The sequence below is a fragment of the Pseudomonas sp. RIT-PI-q genome, assembly GCF_001297125.1.
Taxonomy (GTDB): Bacteria; Pseudomonadota; Gammaproteobacteria; order Pseudomonadales; family Pseudomonadaceae; genus Aquipseudomonas.
The window spans coordinates 16,537-37,115 of sequence record NZ_LHPC01000029.1; the positions used below are offsets into that span (position 1 = coordinate 16,537).

General features: G+C 59.9%; 14 protein-coding genes. All 14 read left to right on the plus strand.

Features of this window, described 5'->3' with window-relative positions; genetic code table 11:
- Positions 1-9 precede the first annotated feature (9 nt).
- The 14 genes from tssC (at position 10) to AEQ67_RS15725 (ending at position 20,579) form a co-directional block, all read left to right on the plus strand.
- Positions 10-1,512, plus strand: a complete 1,503-nt coding sequence (gene tssC / locus AEQ67_RS15660) for a type VI secretion system contractile sheath large subunit (RefSeq protein ID WP_059404744.1) — start codon at positions 10-12, stop codon at positions 1,510-1,512.
- Positions 1,513-1,537: 25 nt separating this feature from the next.
- Entirely contained in the window at positions 1,538-2,020 is a 483-nt protein-coding gene (tssE, locus tag AEQ67_RS15665; RefSeq protein ID WP_059404745.1) for a type VI secretion system baseplate subunit TssE, read from the plus strand.
- Positions 2,020-3,852: a type VI secretion system baseplate subunit TssF gene (gene tssF / locus AEQ67_RS15670; RefSeq protein ID WP_059404746.1), complete on the plus strand. Its 1,833-nt coding sequence runs from the start codon at positions 2,020-2,022 to the stop codon at positions 3,850-3,852. Before tssE ends, tssF begins: the two co-directional genes overlap by 1 nt.
- The gene (gene tssG, locus AEQ67_RS15675; RefSeq protein WP_059404747.1) at positions 3,816-4,886 is read left to right on the plus strand and encodes a type VI secretion system baseplate subunit TssG; all 1,071 of its coding nucleotides are present in this window, start codon (positions 3,816-3,818) and stop codon (positions 4,884-4,886) included. The genes tssF and tssG overlap by 37 nt, the downstream gene beginning before the upstream one ends.
- Entirely contained in the window at positions 4,883-7,486 is a 2,604-nt protein-coding gene (tssH, locus tag AEQ67_RS15680) for a type VI secretion system ATPase TssH (protein ID WP_059404748.1), read from the plus strand. Before tssG ends, tssH begins: the two co-directional genes overlap by 4 nt.
- Positions 7,487-7,509: 23 nt before the next feature.
- A complete protein-coding gene (gene tssJ / locus AEQ67_RS15685; RefSeq protein WP_059404749.1) occupies positions 7,510-8,268 on the plus strand; it encodes a type VI secretion system lipoprotein TssJ in 759 nt (252 codons plus the stop codon).
- Positions 8,261-9,604, plus strand: coding sequence for a type VI secretion system baseplate subunit TssK (tssK, locus tag AEQ67_RS15690; RefSeq protein WP_059404750.1), 1,344 nt, complete (start codon positions 8,261-8,263; stop codon positions 9,602-9,604). Before tssJ ends, tssK begins: the two co-directional genes overlap by 8 nt.
- Positions 9,601-10,314 carry a type IVB secretion system protein IcmH/DotU gene (gene icmH / locus AEQ67_RS15695; RefSeq protein ID WP_059404751.1) on the plus strand — a complete coding sequence of 238 codons (714 nt, stop codon included), beginning with the start codon at positions 9,601-9,603 and terminating at the stop codon, positions 10,312-10,314. Before tssK ends, icmH begins: the two co-directional genes overlap by 4 nt.
- A gap of 30 nt (positions 10,315-10,344) precedes the next feature.
- Positions 10,345-14,229, plus strand: coding sequence for a type VI secretion protein IcmF/TssM N-terminal domain-containing protein (locus tag AEQ67_RS15700; protein ID WP_059404752.1), 3,885 nt, complete (start codon positions 10,345-10,347; stop codon positions 14,227-14,229).
- A gap of 31 nt (positions 14,230-14,260) precedes the next feature.
- Positions 14,261-15,187 carry a type VI secretion system-associated protein TagF gene (gene tagF, locus AEQ67_RS15705; RefSeq protein ID WP_059404753.1) on the plus strand — a complete coding sequence of 309 codons (927 nt, stop codon included), beginning with the start codon at positions 14,261-14,263 and terminating at the stop codon, positions 15,185-15,187.
- A complete protein-coding gene (tssM, locus tag AEQ67_RS15710) occupies positions 15,184-17,679 on the plus strand; it encodes a type VI secretion system membrane subunit TssM (protein ID WP_059404754.1) in 2,496 nt (831 codons plus the stop codon). The genes tagF and tssM overlap by 4 nt, the downstream gene beginning before the upstream one ends.
- A gap of 165 nt (positions 17,680-17,844) precedes the next feature.
- Entirely contained in the window at positions 17,845-18,363 is a 519-nt protein-coding gene (locus AEQ67_RS15715; protein ID WP_059404755.1) for an Hcp family type VI secretion system effector, read from the plus strand.
- Between the two features lie 94 nt (positions 18,364-18,457).
- The gene (tssA, locus tag AEQ67_RS15720; RefSeq protein ID WP_059404756.1) at positions 18,458-19,555 is read left to right on the plus strand and encodes a type VI secretion system protein TssA; all 1,098 of its coding nucleotides are present in this window, start codon (positions 18,458-18,460) and stop codon (positions 19,553-19,555) included.
- A gap of 433 nt (positions 19,556-19,988) precedes the next feature.
- A complete protein-coding gene (locus tag AEQ67_RS15725) occupies positions 19,989-20,579 on the plus strand; it encodes an amino acid synthesis family protein (protein ID WP_059404757.1) in 591 nt (196 codons plus the stop codon).

The window sequence follows — 20,579 nt, forward strand, 5'->3', positions numbered from 1 at the left end:
AGCCTGAAGATGAACGACAAGCAAACCGTGACTCAACAGGACGGCGATCTGGTTGAAGTGGAAAACTTCGCCCCGCAATCCTCGCTGCTCGACAGCATCATTTCGCAAAGCCGTGTGGCGCGCTCCGAGACTGAGCGCACCCGTACACGTGACTTGATCGGCGAGCTGGTCAGCCAGGTGCTGGAAGGCGAAATGACGCCGAGCAAGGACCTGATTGCCGTGCTCGATGCGCGCATCGCCGAAATCGACGCGATGCTCTCCGAGCAGATGAACGAAATCATGCACGCTCGCGAATTCCAGCAACTGGAAGCGTCGTGGCGTGGCCTGAAGTATCAGGTGGACCAGACCGAAACCAGCACCACGCTGAAGATTCATTTGCTCAATGCGTCGAAGAAAGACCTGGTGCGCGACCTCAAGTCCGCCTCCGAATTCGACCAGAGCGCGCTGTTCAAAAAGATCTACGAAGAAGAATACGGCACCTTTGGTGGTGCACCGTTCGGCATGTTGCTGGGCGACTACGAGTTCAATCGCAGCCCCGAAGACATGTACCTGCTCGAAGAGATTTCCCATGTCGCCGCAGCGGCTCACGCACCGTTCATCTCGGCGGCCTCGCCTGAGCTGTTCGGCTGGGACTCGTTCACCGACATGTCCGGCCCACGGGACCTGGCGAAGATTTTCGACACCGTCGAATACGCCAAGTGGAAGTCGTTCCGCGCCTCCGAAGACTCGCGTTATGTCGGTCTGACGCTGCCGCACGTGCTGGGTCGCCTGCCTTACGGCCCGGATACCACACCGGTTGAAGAATTCAACTTCGTGGAAAGCGTCGATGGCCGCGACCACAACAAATACCTGTGGATGAACGCCGCCTACGCGCTGGGCACCCGGGTCACCGACGCGTTCTCGCGTTACGGCTGGTGCGTGGCGATTCGCGGTGTAGAGGGTGGCGGTCTGGTGGAAGGCCTACCGACGCACACGTTCAAAACCGATGACGGCGAAATCGCCCTCAAGTGCCCGACCGAAATCGCCATCACCGACCGTCGTGAAAAAGAGCTGTCGGACCTTGGCTTCATTCCGCTGGTGCACTGCAAGGGCACCGACTACGCCGCGTTCTTCGGCACGCAGTCGGCGCAGAAACAGAAGCACTACAACACCGACATCGCCAACGCCAACGCCCGGCTGTCCGCACAGCTGCAATACATCTTTGCCACCTCGCGCATCGCGCACTACATGAAGGCGATCATGCGCGACAAGATCGGCAGCTTCGCGTCCCGCAAGGACGTCGAGATGTTCCTCAACAAGTGGCTGTCGAGCTACGTGCTGCTGGATGACACCGCCAGCCAGGAAGCCAAGGCCAAGTTCCCGTTGCGCGAAGCACGGGCCGAAGTGTTCGAGGTTCCCGGCAAGCCAGGCGTGTACAAGGCCGTGACGTACCTGCGTCCGCATTATCAACTGGACGAGCTGACCGCTTCGTTGCGCCTGGTCGCCGAATTGCCGCAATCGACTCGCGGTTGATCCACACCATTGCCAGGGAGGCAATATGAGTAGTCAACACAAGCTGTTGCCATCGCTGCTGGATCGATTGCTGGACGATCATCCGCATCAATCCATGGAAGCCTCATCGCAACGCTTGTGTTCGCTGGCCGATTACAAGGCCAGCATCGTTCGCGACCTGGAGGTGCTGGTCAACACGCGCCAGTCCCTGGTCGCCAACGAGCTGGAGGGTTTCGTCAATTTGAGCGGAACCATCCTCGACTACGGCATGCCGGATTTCACCAGTCGCAGCGTGCTTGATCCACAAGATCGCCTGTTGATTCAACGACAACTGGAGAAAGCGATCACCGTCGGCGACCGGCGGTTTCGCAGCGTAAAAGTCCAACTGCTCGCCCAACAAACCGGCCAACGCATGCTGACCTTCCGCGTGGACGCAGTACTGCGCCTGCAGGACATCACTCGTCAGGTTTCCTTCGACGCTGTGCTGCAGGTCAACACCCAGGAATACAAAGTGCAGAACCTCAACTGATGCTCGACGATCTGCTGCCCTATTACGAAAAGGAACTGTCGCACCTGCGCTTTTTAGGCCAGGAGTTCGCGAGCCAGTACCCGAAGATTGCTTCGCGGTTGCTCATCGAGGGCGATAACTGCGAAGACCCGCACACCGAGCGCTTGATCGAAGCGTTCTCGTTCCTGTCCGCTCGCGTGCACAAAAAACTCGACGATGAGCTGCCGGAAATCGTCGAGTCGTTTCTCGAAGTGCTGTACCCGCATTACCTGCGCCCTACCCCGTCGATGTCGATCGTCGAATTCAACCTGGGCAAGCAGGAAAAAGTCACCGAAGCTTTCCGCGTCGCCCGTCACACCGAACTCAGCGCCAACCCGATTGATGGCGTGGTGTGCAAATTCCGCACCTGCTACCCCGTCGAACTGTGGCCGGTGGCAGTGCATCAAGCGTCGTTCATTGAAATGGAACGCTCGGCGTTCAACGGTCATAGCGCTGACCTGGTCGCGCGCCTGCGCATCGGCCTGACGGCGACCTCCGACGTGTTGTTCGGCAAGATGGAGCTGGACAGCCTGCGCTTTTTCCTCGACGGCGAAAGCACCCTGATGCTGCAGCTCTACGAGTTGCTGTTCAACAATCTGGCGAAGGCCACGTTGTCGTTCGAGGATGAGGGGCGAACCCGCGAGATCACCTTGCCGGCGAACGCGTTGAAAGCGGTCGGTTATGGTCGCGATGAAGGCTTGGTGGACTACTCGGAGCGCTCGTTCCTGGGTTATCGCTTGCTGCACGAGTACTTCACCTTCCCGGACAAGTTCATGTTCTTCGACCTTTCGGGTTTTGCGCGGCTGTTAGCGGGCAAGAACCTCGAGAAAATCGAGATCAACTTCTACTTTTCCGATTACGACCTGAGTGATCGCCTGGCGCGCCTGACGCAGAACATCGGGCGCAATAACTTCAAGCTCAACTGCACGCCGATCATCAATCTGTTCCGCCAGCAGGCGGAGCCGATCAAGTTGACCCATGCCCAGCACGAATATGCCGTGACGCCGGATGTGCGCCTGCAAGGCTCGGCAGAAGTGGTGTCGATCGATCGAGTGCGGCGGGTGCGAAAAGTCGCCGGTGTCGATCAGGTCGGCACCTGTCATCCGTTCTTCGAACCGCGTGGCGATCAGGGTCCCGGCCAGAGCTTCTGGATCGCCCGCCGTCGGCCGGTGCAGTCGCGCCAGCGTGATGGCTCGGACGTGTTTATCCGCGTGGTGGATCGAGAACTGGAGTTGATCAATTCCAGCAACGACACCTTGAGCCTGCGCCTGACCTGCAGCAATCGCGACCTGCCCTTGATGTTGCCGTTCGGCGGTGAGCGCGGCGACTTCAACATTCCGGGCAACTCGGTGATCCAGGACATCCGTTGCCTGCGCAAACCCACCGCAACAGCGCGTGTCCCGCTGGGCAACGGGGTGATCTGGCGGCTGATTTCGCACCTCTCGCTCAACCACATGTCGCTGGTGTCCCAGGGTCGCGAAGTGCTGCTGGAGCTGCTGTCGCTCTACAACTACCGCAACGTCTCGGCACTGCGCAAACAGATCAACGGCATTGTCTCGGTCAGCAGCGAGGCGGTGGTGGCACGCATCGGCCATCCGCGCCCGAACTTTGTCCGCGGCGTCGGCATCACCCTCAATTTCGATGAAAGCCAGTACACCGGCAGCGGTGTGTTTTTGTTCGGCATGGTGCTCGACCACTTCTTTGGCCAGTACTGCACGATGAACAGTTTTACCCAATTAACCCTTCGCACCTTGCAGCGCGAAAAGAGAGTCGTCCAATGGCCACCGCGAACCGGCGATCAACCCCTGGTCTGATCGACCAGGCAAGGGCTGAGCCGCACCGATTCGAGTTTTTCCAATTGGTGCGTTTGCTCCGCCTGCATTACAGCAGAACCGGGCGCATGGACCTGGACACTCGACCGCACGAAGACCCGTTGCGTTTTCGCTCGCAGCTGTCGCTGAACTTCCCTGCCAGCGAAGTCAGCGATTTGCAGTTTGAGCGTGAAGGCAAGGTGTCGGCGGCAGGTTTGCCCCTGTCTGAAGTGCAAGTCACGTTCATGGGGCTGGTCGGGCCGTCCGGCGTGTTGCCGCGCCCCTACACCGAATTGTTGATCGAACGGCATATCCAGCACCGCGATGATGCGGCCCATGCGTTCCTCGATATGTTCTCGCATCGCATGACCACGCTGTTCTACGAGGCCTGGCAGAAATACAAGTTCTACATCGAATACGAACGCAACGGCACCTCGGATTTTGATCGCTACCTGCTCAACCTGGTGGGTTTCGGGCCTGAGGCGCAGAAGCAGAAATTCGACAAGCAAGGCTCACCGTTACGGCGCGAACTGTTCAGCTACTTCTCCGGTCTGTTCGCGCAGAAACCGCGCAACTCGCTGAACCTTGAAGTGATGCTGTCCTTCTATTTTTCGCTGCCGTTCAAGGTCAAGCCGTTTGCCGGACGCTGGCTGAAACTCGACGCCAGCCAATGCACGCAATTGGGTCGCAAAAACGCCGTGCTCGGGCAAAGCGCAGTCGCCGGCAACCGGGTCTGGGATTACCAATCGTGCGTGCGCATCGAGCTCGGTCCGCTGGACCTGGTCGACTATCAACGCTTCCAGCCAGGCACCGTGGACTACCAGAAACTGGTGGAGCTGGTGCGGTTCTACGTCGGCGCCGAACTGGACTTCCAGTTGTCGCCCCGGCTCAAACCCGAAGCAATCCCCGTGGCCCGCCTCGGTCGCCAGGGCAACGTTGCACTGGGCTGGCAAGGCTGGCTCAAACGCCCTGGTGTCGACGTGGAACCTTCCCGTTGCGCCCTCTTCCACATTCCTTTTGATGGGGTCTCCCTGTGAACCTGAAGTCCCTGTTTGCCAAACTGAACGACACCAGCCGCACCGCCACCGAAAGCGCTGCAGCCTTGTGCCTGTCGGAACAGCATTACGACGTCGAGATCGAGCACCTGTTGTTGCAGTTGCTCGACAGCAACGACAACGACCTGCCCGCCATCCTGCGTCACTACGATGTGGTGCCGGATCGCCTGCAGGCTCAGCTAGTGACCGCGCTGGGGACGTTCAAGAAAGGCAATACCCGCACGCCTGCACTGTCGCCGCACATTACGCGAATGATCGAGCAAGCCTGGGTGCTGGCCTCTATCGAATTCGGGCAAGGGCAGATTCGCACCGGTTATCTGTTGCAGGCATTGCTGGATGACAACGAGCTGCGCCGGGTGGTGATCGCGTCCGCTCCCGAGCTGGAAAAAATCAATGCCGACGACCTGCGGGTCAACCTCGGCGCGCTGGTCGAAGGCAGCGCCGAATCGCAGCAAGCCAAGCCGTTGGCGGGTGCGGACGTCGCAACGCGCAGCACGGTTAAAGGCAACGGCAAGACCCCGGCTCTGGATCAATACACCATCAACCTGACGCAAAGTGCGCGCGAAGGCCGGATTGATCCGGTGCTGGGCCGGGAGTTCGAGGTTCGGCAGATGGTCGACATCCTCACCCGTCGGCGTCAGAACAACCCGATCCTGACCGGTGAAGCCGGCGTCGGTAAAACCGCCGTGGTGGAAGGCCTGGCGCTGCGCATCATCCAGGGTGATGTGCCGTCAGTCCTGAAAGACGTGGCTATTCACACGCTGGACCTGGGTTTGCTCCAGGCCGGTGCCGGGGTCAAAGGCGAGTTTGAAAGCCGCCTCAAGTCGGTCATCGAAGAAACCAAGCGCAGCCTGCACCCGATCATCCTGTTCATCGACGAAGCCCACACCCTGATCGGCTCGGGTGGTCAGGCCGGGCAAAACGACGCGGCCAACCTGCTCAAGCCAGCCTTGGCCCGTGGCGAACTGCGCACCATCGCGGCGACTACGTGGGCTGAGTACAAGAAATACTTCGAGAAAGACGCCGCCCTGGCACGTCGCTTCCAGGTGGTGAAGGTCGAAGAGCCGGACGAAGACAAGGCGATCCACATGCTTCGCGGCCTGCTGGCCAAGATGCAGGATCACCATAAAGTCACGGTGATGGATGAAGCGCTGGTGCAAGCCGTGCGTTTGTCCAATCGCTACATCACCGGGCGCCAGTTGCCGGACAAGGCCGTCAGCGTCCTCGATACCGCCTGCGCGCGGGTTGCCCTCGGCCAATCGTCGCAGCCGGGGCCGCTGGAAGACTGCAAAAGAACCCTCGACAACCTTCAGGCTGAGATCTCCGTGCTGCAACAGGAAGCCGCCAAGGGCAGCGACCATGCCCGGCGCCTGGCGATCCTTGACACCGAGTTGCAAGCGCAGCAGCAAACCCGCGATGCCCTGGAACAACAGTGGAAACGCGAACTGGCACTGGTGGAAAAACTCGGCGCGCTCAGCCATCCGGACAACCAGACTCCCGATGCCCGCGAGATTGCGGCGGTACGCGCCGAGCTGACCAGCGTCCAGGGTGAACAACCGCTGGTACATGCGTTGGTCGATGGCGGGACCATTGGCGAAGTGATTTCCGGTTGGACCGGCATCCCGTTGGGCAAAATGCTCCGTGACGAAATCGACACCGTCCAGCGCCTGCCCGCGCTGCTGGGCGAACGGGTACTGGGACAAGATCACGCCCTGCAGGAAATCGGCAAGCGCATCAAGGTATCCCGCGCACGCATGGAAGACCCGAACAAGCCGATCGGCGTGTTCCTGTTGCTCGGCCCGAGCGGCGTCGGCAAGACCGAAACCGCGCTGGCCCTGGCCGACACCCTGTACGGCGGCGAACGTAACCTGATCACCATCAACATGTCCGAGTACCAGGAAGCGCACACGGTATCGAGCCTCAAGGGTTCGCCACCGGGTTACGTCGGTTACGGCGAAGGCGGTGTGCTGACCGAAGCCGTGCGGCGCAAGCCTTACAGCGTGGTGCTGCTGGATGAAGTGGAAAAAGCCCACCCGGACGTGCTCGAACTGTTTTTCCAGGTGTTCGATAAAGGTGTGCTGGATGACGGTGAAGGCCGGGAGATCAACTTCCGCAACACCGTGATCATCCTCACCTCCAACACCGGCACCGATCGCATCATGCAGTGGTGCCTGAATGCCGAGCAGCAACCGACGCCGGAAGACATCGTCGAAGGCCTGCGCGACGAGTTGAACCAGGTGTTCAAACCGGCGTTCCTCGGCCGCCTGACCATCGTCCCGTACTACCCGGTCAAGGACGCCATCCTGGAGCGCATCGTCGCGCTCAAACTCGAACGCATCCGCAAGCGTTTCGAGCGCAACCATCAAGCCGTCCTGAGCTACGACGAAGCCCTGGTCAAAGCCATTGCCTCGCGCTGCACCGAAGTCGACAGCGGCGCTCGCAACATCGACAACATTCTGTCGAAAAGCCTGATGCCGGAACTGGCGCAACGAGTGCTGGAACGGATGGCGCAGGACAAGCCGATCCAGAGTTTGAACATCGCGTTGGGCAGCGACGGCGATTTCGCCTACAGCCTGTGCTGAATGAGTATTTAAAGGTAGCCATCATGGATAACAGACATTCAAGGAAGCGCCCTGCGCAGCCGGCATTGGCAAAATGCCTGACCGCAGTGGCATTGATGATGGCGTTGACGGCCTGTGGCGTCACCGACCGAGTCAGCAAGCGGGTCGACGATACGTGGGCCGGCGACATGCTGTTCGACGATAACGAGAAGGTCATCCTCACGTCCGACGGCGGCAATCAGCTCAATCCCGACGAGTCCGGCAAACCGTTGTCGGTGGTGATTCGCGTGTATCAGCTGACGTCGCTGGAACGTTTTTCGTCGATCGACGCCGACACGCTGTGGGACGACCCGCAAAAAGCCCTCGGCAATACGCTGCTCGAAAACCGCGAAATCACCTTGCTGCCGGGCATGGGGCAAGTCGACAAGTGGCCGTTGAACAAGGCCGCCGGCTACGTCGGCGTCGCGGCGTTTTTCCGCTCGGATGAAAACAGCCGCTGGAAGGTCGCGTTTGACGCCAACTCGCTGCGCAAGGATGGCATCTGGTTTTCCGCTGATGGCCTGCGGGTGCTGGTGGATAACAACAGCGTAACCGCCGTGAGCGGCGTCGATGTGTTGAACAAACCCAAGACCCAGGAACAGCTCGCCCAAGCCTCTGCCCTGCCCGACCCGCCCGCGCAACCAACCCTCACCCAGCGTGTGCAGGACGCGGCCGTGCAACAGGCTGAAGACACCGCGACCAGCTCTGCGCAAAAAGTCACCGAGTCAAAATTAAACTCTCTATTGGAAGGCGTTCATGAGTAAGCAAAGCCGGGTGATGTGGTCGGAAGGCATGTTCCTTTTGCCACAACATTTCCAATATCAGGATGAGTTCCACCAGCATCAGCTGGCGGAGTCGACACTGCGCAACACGCCTTTCCATTGGGGCGTGCAAATGCTGCAGGTCGATGAAGAGGCGCTCGCAGCCGGTTCGTTGCAACTGAAACGGTTGAAGCTGGTGTTTCCCGACGGCAGCCTTTACGACGCGCCGCAACATGATCCGCTGCCGGCGGCGCGTGACTTGAAGGACTTGCTCAAGGGCAACGACTTGAAGGTCTACGCTGCGCTGAAACTGCCGGAGCCCTTCGGCATGAACTACGTCGAAGACGGCCAGGAACAAAAAAGTGCACGACGGTTTCGCAAGCAGTTCGATACCTTGCCGGACCTTAACGAAGGCGACCTCGAAAACGAAATCACCAGCCTGCGCCTGAACGTGGTGATGCTGATCGACGGCGACACGCTGGATGGCTACAGCCACTGCCCGATTGCCCGACTGTCGCGCAACAACATCGGTGGCTTCAACCTCGATCCACACTTCGTGCACCCGACCTTGCACGTTGGCACTCACGAAACCCTGACCGGTCTGGGCAAGCGACTGCTCGGCGCGCTGCAATCGAAAAGCAAGGCGCTGTCGGGCCGTCGTCGTGAACGCGCGGACCAGATTGCCGAATTCGGCTCCAGCGACGTCACCCTGTTCTGGCTGTTGAACACGGTGAACCGTGCGCACCCGGGCCTGGCGCACCTGCTCGCCCACCCGCGCCTGCACCCCGAGCGCTTGTACCTGTTTCTGGCGGAACTCGCCGGCGGCTTGCTGACGTTTTCGCTGGACACGCAACTCAACGACATCCCCGAATATGACCATCACGACCCGGCGGCCTCGCTGGTCAAGCTCGATGAAATGATTCGCGTACTGCTCGACAACGTCGTGCCTAACCAATGCGTGATCATCAACCTGACCCAGACCAAGCCTTCGTACTGGCAGGGACAGTTGCTCGACCCGCGCCTGGCCGAGGCCGATTTCTATATTTCGGTGCACGCCGACATGCCTGGTTCCAGCCTGCTGGAGCTGGTGCCACGCGCGTTCAAAGTCGGTTCGCCGGAAGACATTGAAGTCGTGGTCAACAGCGCCATGCCGGGCGTCACGCTCAATCACTCGACCCGCTTGCCCAACGCGATTCCGGTGCGGCTGGACAATCACTACTTCTCCATCGAGCCGCATGGCCGGGTGTATGAACGCATGATGAGTGCCCAGGCCATCTCTTTTTACGCACCCAGCGCCTTTACCAATCTCAAGCTTGAACTGATGGCGGTACTCAAATGAACGAAGCCGTAATGCAAGGCGCCGTGGCGGCCGCAACTGAAAAACCGGTGTTGAAAGACCTGGTGCAAGACTTCATCAGCATGGCGCTGATCGTGCGCAAAGGCCGTCAAGTAACCTCGGTCACCGCCTTTGAGGCGAGCATCGACGCGTTCTTCTCGACGCTGGAACGCGAAGCCCGTAACGCCAACTACAGCGTTGAACAAGTCAAGGACACGCAATACGCCCTGTGTGCCTTCCTCGACGAAAGCGTGTTGCGCTCCGGCGAAAACGACCTGCGTCGTCACTTCGAACTGCAGCCCTTGCAGTTCCGCTATTTCGGCGTGCACCTGGCCGGCGAAGGCTTTTTCGAGAAAATCGATTCGTTGCGCAGTGACGTCAAGCAAAACCTGGATGTGCTTGAGGTCTATCACCTGTGCCTGGCGCTGGGTTTCGAAGGCAAATTCAGCCTCGGCCAGAAAGACCAGTTGCGCTACTTGGCCAACACCCTGGGCCAGGACATCGCGCGCTACCGCAAGACGCCCAAGGCGCTCTCGCCGGATTGGGCATTGCCCGACCAGGTCTCGCAGATGCTGCGCCATGAAGTTCCCGTTTGGCTCTATCTGGTGCTCATTGCGCTGGTCTGCGTGGGTGTTTACCTGACGCTGGACTGGCTGTTGGCCAAGGACGTAGCCGCATTGTCCGAACAAATCAGCCAGCTGTTCAGTGCCTGAGCGCACCTCAGGTAATCGAGTCAGGAAGACATGAAGACATTATTGCGTTTGTTGAAAAGCTTTTGGTTTGTCATCCCCGTGCTGTGGCTGGCGAGCCTGGCGGTTTGCTGGTTCGCTGCGCCACACGTGAGCTGGCTGCGTGGCTACACGCTGGAGGCGATGGCGATCATCAGCGCCTTCTATTTGCTGATCATCGTGCTGCGTCAGTACAAGCGCATCCGCGCTGAACACAACCTTGAGAACCTGGTGCAGATCGAGGTCGATCGATCGCTTAAATCCACCGGTGAATTCCGCGACCAGCAAGTGCTGCGCGAACGCCTCAAGCACGCTATCGCGATGCTGCGCACCGACCGCTCGGCCGGTGGCGGCGGTTCGTCGGCGCTTTACGATCTGCCGTGGTATCTGGTCATCGGCATGTCCGGCGCCGGCAAGACCTCATTGCTGACGCGCTCCGGTCTCTCCGCGAGCATCGCCAACAGCGCCAATGACACCCAAAGCGGTACGCAACATTGCGACTGGTACTTCAGCCCTGAGGCCGTGATGATCGACACGGCCGGTCGTTACCTGCGGGACGACCAGTCGGCCAGCGAATTCGCCGCGTTTTTGCGGATGCTGAAAAAGCAACGCAACAAAGCCGCCGTCAACGGCCTGGTGCTGGTCGTGAGCCTGCCCGAGCTGCTGGCTGCCAGCGCCACCGAGCGCAACGAGCTCGCGGCGCAACTGGTGTCGCGCATCGAGGAGTACACCGCCTGCCTGGACCCCAACCCGCCGATCTACCTGATGTTGAGCAAGACCGATCAGCTGCCGGGTTTCAGCCAGGCTTTTGAAGGCCTGGACCTGAACGAACGCCAGCAACCGTTGGGCATGACCTTCGGTTTGTCGGAAATCCGCAACCAGGGTTTGCGCCCGGTACTGGATGCCAAGCTGGCCAACCTGCACAGCCATATTCGCCGTCACGTCGACGCGCAGATGATTGCGTTGGGCGCCGATGCCAACAGCGCGCTGCTGAACTTCCCGAACTATTTTTCCGAACTGTCGGTGGTGCTCGAGCAATTTCTCCAGCACTTCGCCCAGACGCGCCATACCGGTACGCAACTGTTGCTGCGCGGCCTGTATTTCACCAGCGCCCTGCAAACCGATCAGCAACTGAGCCAAGTCTATGAAGATGATCTCGCCGAGTCATTTTCGCTGTTGCCAGAAGCCGAGCACGACAAGCACCCGCACAGCAGCGGCAAGAAAATCAGCGACCGCAGCTATTTCATTACCGATACGTTCCGCCGGGTGATTTTCCCCGACCGCGACCTGACGCTTTATCAGTCGCGCTCCGGACACAACAAATCGTTCAGCCCTGCTGTGCTGGGCGTGGCAGTGCTGGCCGCGCTGGTGTTCATTGGCTGGCAAACCCTGTCCTTCCAGAACAATCGTCAGTGGCTGGCCGCGTTGCGTGAGCAACTGAACGAGCTGCAACAATCACCGGAGCGCGCCGAGTTGCTGGCCTCGGGCCAAGGCCTGGAATTGCTCCGCGATCAACTCGCCGCCATCGAGAAGCACCGCGCCAAAGGCGTGCCACTGCAACTCAGCGCTGGCCTCTATCGCGGCGATGACATCTACCGCGTCGCACAGACTGCTTATTTGCAGCAGTTGCGTACTCAGGCGCTCGAACCGATCACCCTGCAACTTCAATTGCAGATGCGCGCTTTCAATGAGTTCGCAAAAACCATGGACCCGCAGAACAGCTTCGCGGCGGCGCCCGTCAAGGCCGGCAGTCCGTCAGCCAAAGCTCGCGCGCAAGGCCTGAAACTGCCGACCCGCTTGAGCAGCGTTCCGCGCAGCGCCGGCGATGTCACCAGTCGTTTGAGCGCGGCGGCCAAGGGTTCCGCGAACAAGGTGCGCGGGGATGCGATGACCGCACTGCGCAATCCAGCCACGGCGAGCGATGCCGCTGAACTGTCGGCGACCACCGGTGGGCTCTCGTTGTCCGAGGAAATGCTCGGTCGACTGGATGAGCGCCAGGTCGCCTCCATCATCGAGTCCTATAACGCGCTGAAGCTGTACTTGATGCTGACGCAACCTGAAACCCACCCTGAGCCAGAGTTCGTCGGCGCGGCGTTGCCGGTTGCCTGGGCCAACACCGCCAATACCGACAACCCGGTCAGCACGGCCGTTATTCAGGACAACTCGCCGGTCTACGTGCAACTGCTGAAAAATGGCCAGGCGCCGTCCCTGCCCCGTAACGACCAATTAATCAGCGAAACCCGCAATAGCTTGAAGTCGTTCATGATTTCCAGCTCGCTGGTGGACCGTGAATATCTGCGCCTGCAATTGGAGTCCAGCCGCCAGTTTCCGGCCGTGGGCCTGAGCGATCTGGTGCCCCTGCCTGGGCGTCAGTTGTTGTACGGCAGCGAAGCGGTGCCGGCGATTTTCACCCGTCAGGGTTGGGAACAGTTTGTGAAGCCTGAGCTGATCAAACTGCTGTCGGGCAACCTGCAAAACGAATCGGACTGGGTACTCGATGGCGAAGGCGGCGACAGCCTGGTGCAGAAAGCCAACTTCATCCGTGAGTTCATGACGCGTTACAAACGCGACTACACCCAAGCCTGGTACACCTTGATCGACAGCGTCGGTGTTCGCCATTTCACCGACATGGCCAACGCGACCCAACAACTGTCGCTGCTCAGCGACGTGCAGAACTCGCCGGTGAAAAACCTGCTGGCCGCGGTCAACGACAACACTCAATGGGATGTGCCTGCACCGCGTGAAACGCAGCAACCGGGGATCAAGCGCGATGACGGTTTCTGGGGCAAGGTCACGGGGATTTTCGATGCGCAGGATGCCTCGCCCAACGCGCTGATTTCGCCGCTGCCTGCGGTGGATGACGGCAGCCTGGCCAAGCGCTTCGAGCCGGTGTCGCGGGTCTTCGCCGTACAGAACGCCGAGGGCGCCGACAGCACGATCATGGATCGCTACCTGGCGGCGCTGCGCAAACTCAAAGTGCGGATGAACAACATCCAGCGCTCCCAAGACGTCGGCAAAAGCAGCAAGCAACTGATCAGCGAGACCCTCGAAGGCCAGCCGAGCGAAGTCACCAGCGTGCGCAACTACGTCGAGACCACCGTCGACACCAGTCAGGGCGGCCTGTCGACTTCGCTGCAAGGCCTGTTCAGTCTGCCGATTCAGTTCGCCTGGGAAACCCTGCGCGATCCGGCCGGCGAGCAGATCGCCAAGGCCTGGGCGCAACAGATCGCCAAACCTTGGGAACAAGTCATGGCGCACCGCTACCCAATCGCGGCGGGCAGTCGCAATGAAGCCTCGGTCAAGGACCTGCAGCGTTTCGTCGACCCGGAATCCGGCTTGCTGCCGAACTTCAAGCGTAACGAAATCGGCAACCTGTCCGGGGGCGAAGGCCTCGGCATGAGCAGTGCCAGCAAGGCAACGCCGCTGGTCAATCCGAACATGGTCAACAGCATCGACAAGGCCAGCTCGCTGGGCCAGGTCATTGCCAGCCTGTCGGACCGGGAAAACGGCTTTGAAATCATGCTGGAGCCAGCGGCCTGGTTCACCGACATCATCTTCACCCTGGACGGTCAGGTGCAGCACTATCGCAACGGCAAGACCAGCTGGAGCCGTTTCTCCTGGCCAGGCACCACCACCGCACCCGGCGCGCGCATGGACGTGGTCACGCTGAGCGGCGAACGCATCACGGTGTTCGATTACCCCGGGCGCTGGGGCCTGTTGCGCATGAATGACAGCGCCCGCGTCAGCGATCTGGATGGTATCCAGCAGCGTTTCAGCTGGAACACCGCCAGCGGCCAGGTCAGCCTCGCCGTGCGCAACTACGGTGGCGTCAAGCTGACCGATCTGGCGAACGTCAAGGCACTGAGTGCACTCAACGCTAGCGGCGGACGGGTCCAGTGAGCACGCTCGCCTTGAATCAGGGACGCGGCCAATGATTGGCTGTTTCGGAAAAGTGCCCGCGAGCCCGGACTTCGTCAGCCTGCACGGTGCAGCCGACGACGTCTGCGAGTTCGATGCCTGGCTGCAAGGCGCATTGGCCGCCCTGCAGCCTCTTGAGGACTGGCGGGAGCTGTTCGACGCCTTGCCCGTGTGCTTTTTCAGCTATCGCGCACGCAGCGGCAACTGGTTGCTGGGCGGTTTGATCAGCTCGAGGGATTCCAGCCAGCGGCGTTATCCGTTTTTTATTTTTCAAACGGTAAAAGCCAGCGAAGCCGAGCCATTGGTCAATCCTTTCACCCTGAGCGAACTGTTCAGCGGGCAGATCAGGCCGCTGCTGCACATGGCCGCCCAGGGCGAAAGCACGTCAGTGCTGTTCGACCGCATCAAGGCCTTGCGCCCGTTGCAAGGTCAGGACTTCGAGTTGTTCCGGCGCGTGCATGGCAAGTTCCTGGTGAACTTCAACCTGCGTGACATCGCCACCGCGCTCGAAGGCGCCTACCCGGAATTTGTCACCAATGCCGCGTTGACCCGGCTGCGGGCTTTTAAAAGCCATCTGCACCAGCCAACGCCGATGGGGATTTCCCTGCCCTTGCCGGCGGAAAGAGGCCTGAAGAATCCGACCGCCGATTTGTGGGTCACCTGGCTGACGCGAATGACAGCCGGCTGCGGCGTGCCGCAGGTCAGCCTGTTGGCAGACGACTTCATGCGCCCCCGGCTGATCTGCTTCCCGTCACGCAACAACAGCGATGCCTATCGCGTGCTGACCGGCAGCGGCAACCGCTTGCAGAGCCATGACGTGCTGGCGTCGTTCGATGCATTTGATGAGCACCACCCGAAACACGCCTTTCCCGAAATCGACCGCCCTCTTGATGACGTTATCGACCGCTTTGTCGACGCGCTGGATGTGAAGTCCGTATGAACAAGATCAAGTATTACTTCTTGCGCTTCCAACCCTACATTCTGGGGGTTTGCTTTTTCCTCACCATCTTCGTGGTGTGGGGCATTGGGCGTGCGTTTGACTTCAGCTCGCTGAACAGCCTGCTGACCGGCATCGGCGTGTTCCTGCTGCTCTCGGCCGGTTACGTGCTGCTGCTGTATCGGGGCGTGTCGCGGCACCACAATCTGGAAGGGCTGCTGCGCGACGACGCCGATCAGGCGGTACTGAACGCCAGTCCGGCGGACCGCGAAGAAGTCAGTCTGTTGCGCGAGCGCCTGTTGCAGAGCATCGAGCGGCTGCACAGCAACAAGCCGCGCGGCAGCAATCCCAAAGATGCGCTGTATGCCCTGCCCTGGTATCTGGTGATCGGTCAGCCGGCCGCTGGCAAAAGTACGATGCTCTATCAATCGGGCCTCAATTTCCCTTATGCGGAGCGTGAAGGTGCACGCGTCGCCGGCCTGGGCGGCACCCGAAATTGCGACTGGTTTTTCAGTTCCGAGGCCGTGCTGCTCGATACCGCCGGGCGCTACATGAACAACCAGGAAGAAGCCGGCAAATGGCGGGCCTTCCTGCAACTGCTGCGCCAACACCGCCAGCGTCGGCCGCTGAACGGCTTGATCGTCACCGTCAGCATCCACGACATTCTGCAAACCTCGCTCGAGGATCAGGAGCGTATCGCCAAGCGCCTGCGCGAACGCATCCAGGAAACCCACGCGCTGCTGGAAGTGCGCCTGCCGGTCTACCTGGTGTTCACCAAATGCGATCTGGTGCCGGGTTTTGCTCCGTTCTATCGCCAACTGGATGATGTGGCGCGCGGCGAAGTCATGGGCAAGACGTTTTCCCATAAAGGTTATGAGCATGCCGACTGGGGCCGGCAATTTGGCGCGGCGATGGACGAGTTGGTCAGCTATTGGCAGCAGGTGGCGAGTCAACAACTGGTCATGCAGGACATTCAGATCACCCGTCAGGATTCGGCGGTGTATCGCTTCCCGCTGGAACTGGCGGCGCTGAAGCCGAGACTGCAATTGTTCGTCGACGCGCTATTGCGCGCCAACCCGTATCAAAAGGCAGAACTGCTGCGCGGCTTCTATTTCACCAGTGCACTGGACGCCGACCAGCCGGAAATGGGTGGGCACGCACGCCAGGTCACAGAGCGCTTCTCACTGGACAGCGATCAAGAGATCGCCAGCGGCAATGCGCAACCGCGTCCACTGTTCATCAACAGCCTGTTCCGCAAAGTCATCATTCCCGACCAGCATCTGGTGGCGTTGTACACCACCAACCACCGCGAACGTCGGCGCAAGGCGGCATGGATTGGCGGTGCCGGGCTGGTCGCGGTGCTGCTGTGCGGTCTGCTGGGCTGGTCTTATGTGAACAACAAAAACACCGTGCAGACTATTTCCACGGAACTGGCCCAGGCGGCCAAAACCGACGCCACGGCGACGGGGCAATACACCGACTGGCAAACGCTGGATCGCATGCGTTTCTGGACCGCCCATTACTACGCGCAACATCACGATGAAGGCGTACCGATGCGCATGCGCCTGGGGCTTTATCAAGGCTACAAAGTCGAGCCGCTGGTGCGCAGTCAGTATTTCAATCGGCTGGAAAGCGTGATGCTCAAGCCGACCGCCGACAACCTGACCCGCTCGCTGTACCTGTTGACCACGCTCAAGGTGTATCAGCGCAACAGCAAGGAACTGCTGCCCGTGACCGGCGTGGACAGTGTCGAACCCAAGGCGCTGCCCAGCGACAACCGGGCGCAGTCCATCGCTGCCTTCGGCAAGACCACGCTGGACACCTACGTCATGCTCTCGCGGGCCCAGCGCGAAAAGGCTGACCCTGCGTTCCTGAAAGCGAAAATGCCGGATTACTGGTATCCGGCGATCGCCCGCCAGACCGGTAAAACCATCGGTGCCTCGAATGACGGTTCGACCTCGAATCAGGATTACGAATTTGCCAGCCGGCAGATCAATTTCTACAGCGACCAGATCCACGAGGAAGACGTGCCGCGGATCCTTGATAACGCGTTCCTGACGTCCAGTTCGCGTAACTACATCAACAGTTTGCTCACGCAATCGTTGCGCTCGATCGAGACCATCACCCTGGAATCGGACACCTTGTTCGCCTTTGGCCGTGCCGATTTCCAGAGCCTGAAAACCGAAGGCCAGGGCCAGTTGAGCGCCATCGCCGGCAAGCTGTTGAGTACGCCGGACATCGGCAAAATCATCATCGCCGGGCACGCCGATCAACTGGGCGACCCACAAGGCAACCTGCAGGTTTCCCGGCAGCGCGCACAAACCATCAAGACCTATCTGGTGGGCAAAGGCGTGCCGGGTGAACTGGTGGAAGCCGTCGGCGAAGGCAGCACCAAGCCCTTGGTCAAATGCAATATGCAGCAACCAAGAGCGCAGCTTATTCAGTGCCTGGAACCTAACCGGCGCGTGGAAATCGAAGTACGGGCGCTCAACTGAGTCGGCCGTGCTTGTGAAGGAAAACTGTTGCCTGGGCCCGCTTGATGTTCGGCCCAGGCCGGTAAGACACCTCTCTTGATCGTTTCAAAGAGGTTAAAAACGAAGGGTTGTGATCTGTCCGCAGGTTGTTACAGCCCTTTAAATGAAGGTAAGGAGAAATTAGAAATGGCATTTGACGCATACATTCAGATCGAAGGCATTCCAGGTGAAGTGCTCGACGACAAGCACAAGGACTGGATCGAAGTGCTGGGCTACGAGTACGGCGCAACTCAGGCGACTTCCGCGACTGCAAGCTCTTCGGGCGGTGCTTCGTCGGAGCGTGTGTCGTTGAGCGATTTCAGCATCCGCAAAGCCGTGGACAAGGCTTCTGCCAAGCTGTTCGAAGCCTGCTGCAAAGGCACTCACATCGCCAAGATCCAGCTGAACGTCAACCGCGCTGGCGGTGACAAGGTCACCTACCTGACCATCAACCTGGAAGAAGTCGTGGTCTCGTCTGTCAAGGCAGTCGCCGGCGGCAGTCAGGGCGGTGAAGACAAAGCGGTCAGCGATCTGCCGATTGAAGAAATCAGCTTCAACTTCGCGCGCATCAAAACCACCTACACCCAACAAAGCCGGGCCGATGGCCAGGGTGGCGGCAACGTCACCGGTGGCTGGGATCGCACGGCGAACAAAGTTTTCGCTTAAGTCCGTAGCGATAGCGGGCCGCGCAAGCGGTCCGTATTCAGCACCGTGCCTGCCAAACAGGCACGGTGTTCTTTTATTTTGATCAGAGTTGCCTATGTCTGAATTTCTCAACGACCTTTCGCTGGCCGAACTGACAGCGCCCATCAATGAGGGGAGCGGTGAAGACTTGAGCTTTTCCACCTTGTTCGATCAGGTGAAAGAAGCGCGTCGAGCAGACCCCGATTACCTTACCCAGGGTGACTGGCAAACCGATCTGAAGACCTCCGATTGGGACCTGACCATTACCTTGGCGGCACAAGGCCTGGCTCGACAGAGCAAAGACTTGATGCTGGTCGCCTGGCTCAGTGAAGGCCTGGCGCACAAGTACCATTTTGTCGGTATCACCTTCGGCCTGACCCTGGCCGAGCGCATTCTGCAAACCTTCTGGGCGGATCTGTTCCCCTCCCTTGAGGACGGCGTCGATGAACGCGCCGCACGCCTGGCGTGGATGAAAACCTCACTGGCCGACATCGTCGGCGCATTGCCGATCACCCAGGGACAACATTTCGGTCTGCTTCGTTACGATGAATCCAGGCACATCGAAAACCTGGCGCTGCAAAACCCTCAGGCGATGCGTGCCGCCCTCGACGAAGGCAAGATCAACGCGGAAGTCTTCCAGCGTTCGGTGGTGCTGACCGACTCGGATCATCTACGCCTCAAAGCCGGCGAAATAGCCGCCTGCCTGAAAGCCTGCCAGCAGCTTCAGAGCACCGCGGACAGACACTTTGGCCATGAGGCGCCGAGCTTTGCCGGGCTCAATGACATTTTGTTCCGCGCCGGACAACTGGCCGAGAAACTGCTCAAGGATCGCGGCATCGAACTGTCCCCGGCCCCTGTCGCGCCGGCTCCGGCCATCCCTGAAAGCATTGGTGAACAACCCGCAGGTTCCGTAATGACCCAGCCCGAGCAAAGCCTTGCGACCACGCCACTTCGAACCACACCGCAGACCCGCGATGAAGCGTTCACCCTGCTGGCGGGCATCGCCCAGTTCTTCAAACAGACCGAGCCGCAGAGCCCCGTCCCTTACCTGATCGAACGCGCGATCAAATGGGGCAACATGCCGCTCGAGGGTTGGCTGAACGATGTGATCAAAGACAGCAATGTGGTCGACAGCATCCGCGACGTGCTGGGGACTAAAGAAGCAAAGTCCTGACCCTACCATTGTAGGAGCCGAGCTTGCTCGCGAAAGCGGCCGTCCAGCCAATGAACCTGCCACCTGACACTCCGCCATCGCGAGCAGGCTCGCCCACATTTATGGCGGCAGTTCGTCGATTTCGTGTTCGCTGAAAATCCCCTGTGGGAGCGGGCTTGCCCGCGATGGGGCCTTCACATTCGGCATCTATGTTGACTGACACACCGCCATCGCGGGCAAGCCCGCTCCCACAAGGTATGGGTGGTGACACCTACATCCCAGCCATCCCGCCGCCCGTAGCAGCCGAACGCAGGCTTCGCCAGCTGCTACAGGTTGCGTCAGGGCCGACCTCTTTTTAACCGTCCGACCAGAAACTCATTTGAGGGACTTGTGCTTCCGGTATTATGGTATACCATCAGACGCACAGACACCCAAACCTCCTACGGAGCAGCTCATGAGTTTCGAAATCCGCAAGATCGTCAGCTACGTCGAAGAAACCTTTATCGAAGGCGGCAAGGCCACCGATACGCCCGTGACCATGGTCGGGCTGGCCGTGGTGATGAAAAACCCTTGGCTGGGTCGCGGCTTTGTCGAAGACCTGAAACCGGAAATCCGCGCCAATTGCTCCGACCTCGGTGCCCTGATGGTTGAGCGTTTGGTAGGCATCATCGGCGGTGCCGGGAAGATCGAGGCGGACGGCAAAGCCGCCGTGGTGGGCGCCGACGGCGAAATCGAACACGCCTCCGCCGTCATCCACACCCTGCGGTTCGGCAACCACTATCGCGAAGCGGTCAAAGCCAAGAGCTACCTGAGCTTTACCAACAAGCGTGGCGGCCCGGGCACATCGATCCAGATTCCGATGATGCACAAGGACGACGAAGGCCTGCGCTCGCACTACATCACCCTGGAAATGCAGATCGAAGATGCACCGCGTGCCGACGAAATCGTTGTGGTCCTGGGTTGCGCCGATGGCGGCCGCCTGCACCCACGCATCGGCAATCGTTATATCGATCTGGAAGAACTGGCGGCCGAGAAGGCCCAGTAA

Excerpts from the sequence above, each read along its gene's own strand:
- tssC (WP_059404744.1), top strand. The coding sequence starts at position 10 with ATGAACGACAAGCAAACCGTGACTCAACAGGACGGCGATCTGGTTGAA.
- tssE (WP_059404745.1), top strand. The coding sequence starts at position 1,538 with ATGAGTAGTCAACACAAGCTGTTGCCATCGCTGCTGGATCGATTGCTG.
- tssF (WP_059404746.1), top strand. The coding sequence starts at position 2,020 with ATGCTCGACGATCTGCTGCCCTATTACGAAAAGGAACTGTCGCACCTG.
- tssG (WP_059404747.1), top strand. The coding sequence starts at position 3,816 with ATGGCCACCGCGAACCGGCGATCAACCCCTGGTCTGATCGACCAGGCA.
- tssJ (WP_059404749.1), top strand. The coding sequence starts at position 7,510 with ATGGATAACAGACATTCAAGGAAGCGCCCTGCGCAGCCGGCATTGGCA.
- tssK (WP_059404750.1), top strand. The coding sequence starts at position 8,261 with ATGAGTAAGCAAAGCCGGGTGATGTGGTCGGAAGGCATGTTCCTTTTG.
- icmH (WP_059404751.1), top strand. The coding sequence starts at position 9,601 with ATGAACGAAGCCGTAATGCAAGGCGCCGTGGCGGCCGCAACTGAAAAA.
- AEQ67_RS15700 (WP_059404752.1), top strand. The coding sequence starts at position 10,345 with ATGAAGACATTATTGCGTTTGTTGAAAAGCTTTTGGTTTGTCATCCCC.
- tagF (WP_059404753.1), top strand. The coding sequence starts at position 14,261 with ATGATTGGCTGTTTCGGAAAAGTGCCCGCGAGCCCGGACTTCGTCAGC.
- tssM (WP_059404754.1), top strand. The coding sequence starts at position 15,184 with ATGAACAAGATCAAGTATTACTTCTTGCGCTTCCAACCCTACATTCTG.
- AEQ67_RS15715 (WP_059404755.1), top strand. The coding sequence starts at position 17,845 with ATGGCATTTGACGCATACATTCAGATCGAAGGCATTCCAGGTGAAGTG.
- tssA (WP_059404756.1), top strand. The coding sequence starts at position 18,458 with ATGTCTGAATTTCTCAACGACCTTTCGCTGGCCGAACTGACAGCGCCC.
- AEQ67_RS15725 (WP_059404757.1), top strand. The coding sequence starts at position 19,989 with ATGAGTTTCGAAATCCGCAAGATCGTCAGCTACGTCGAAGAAACCTTT.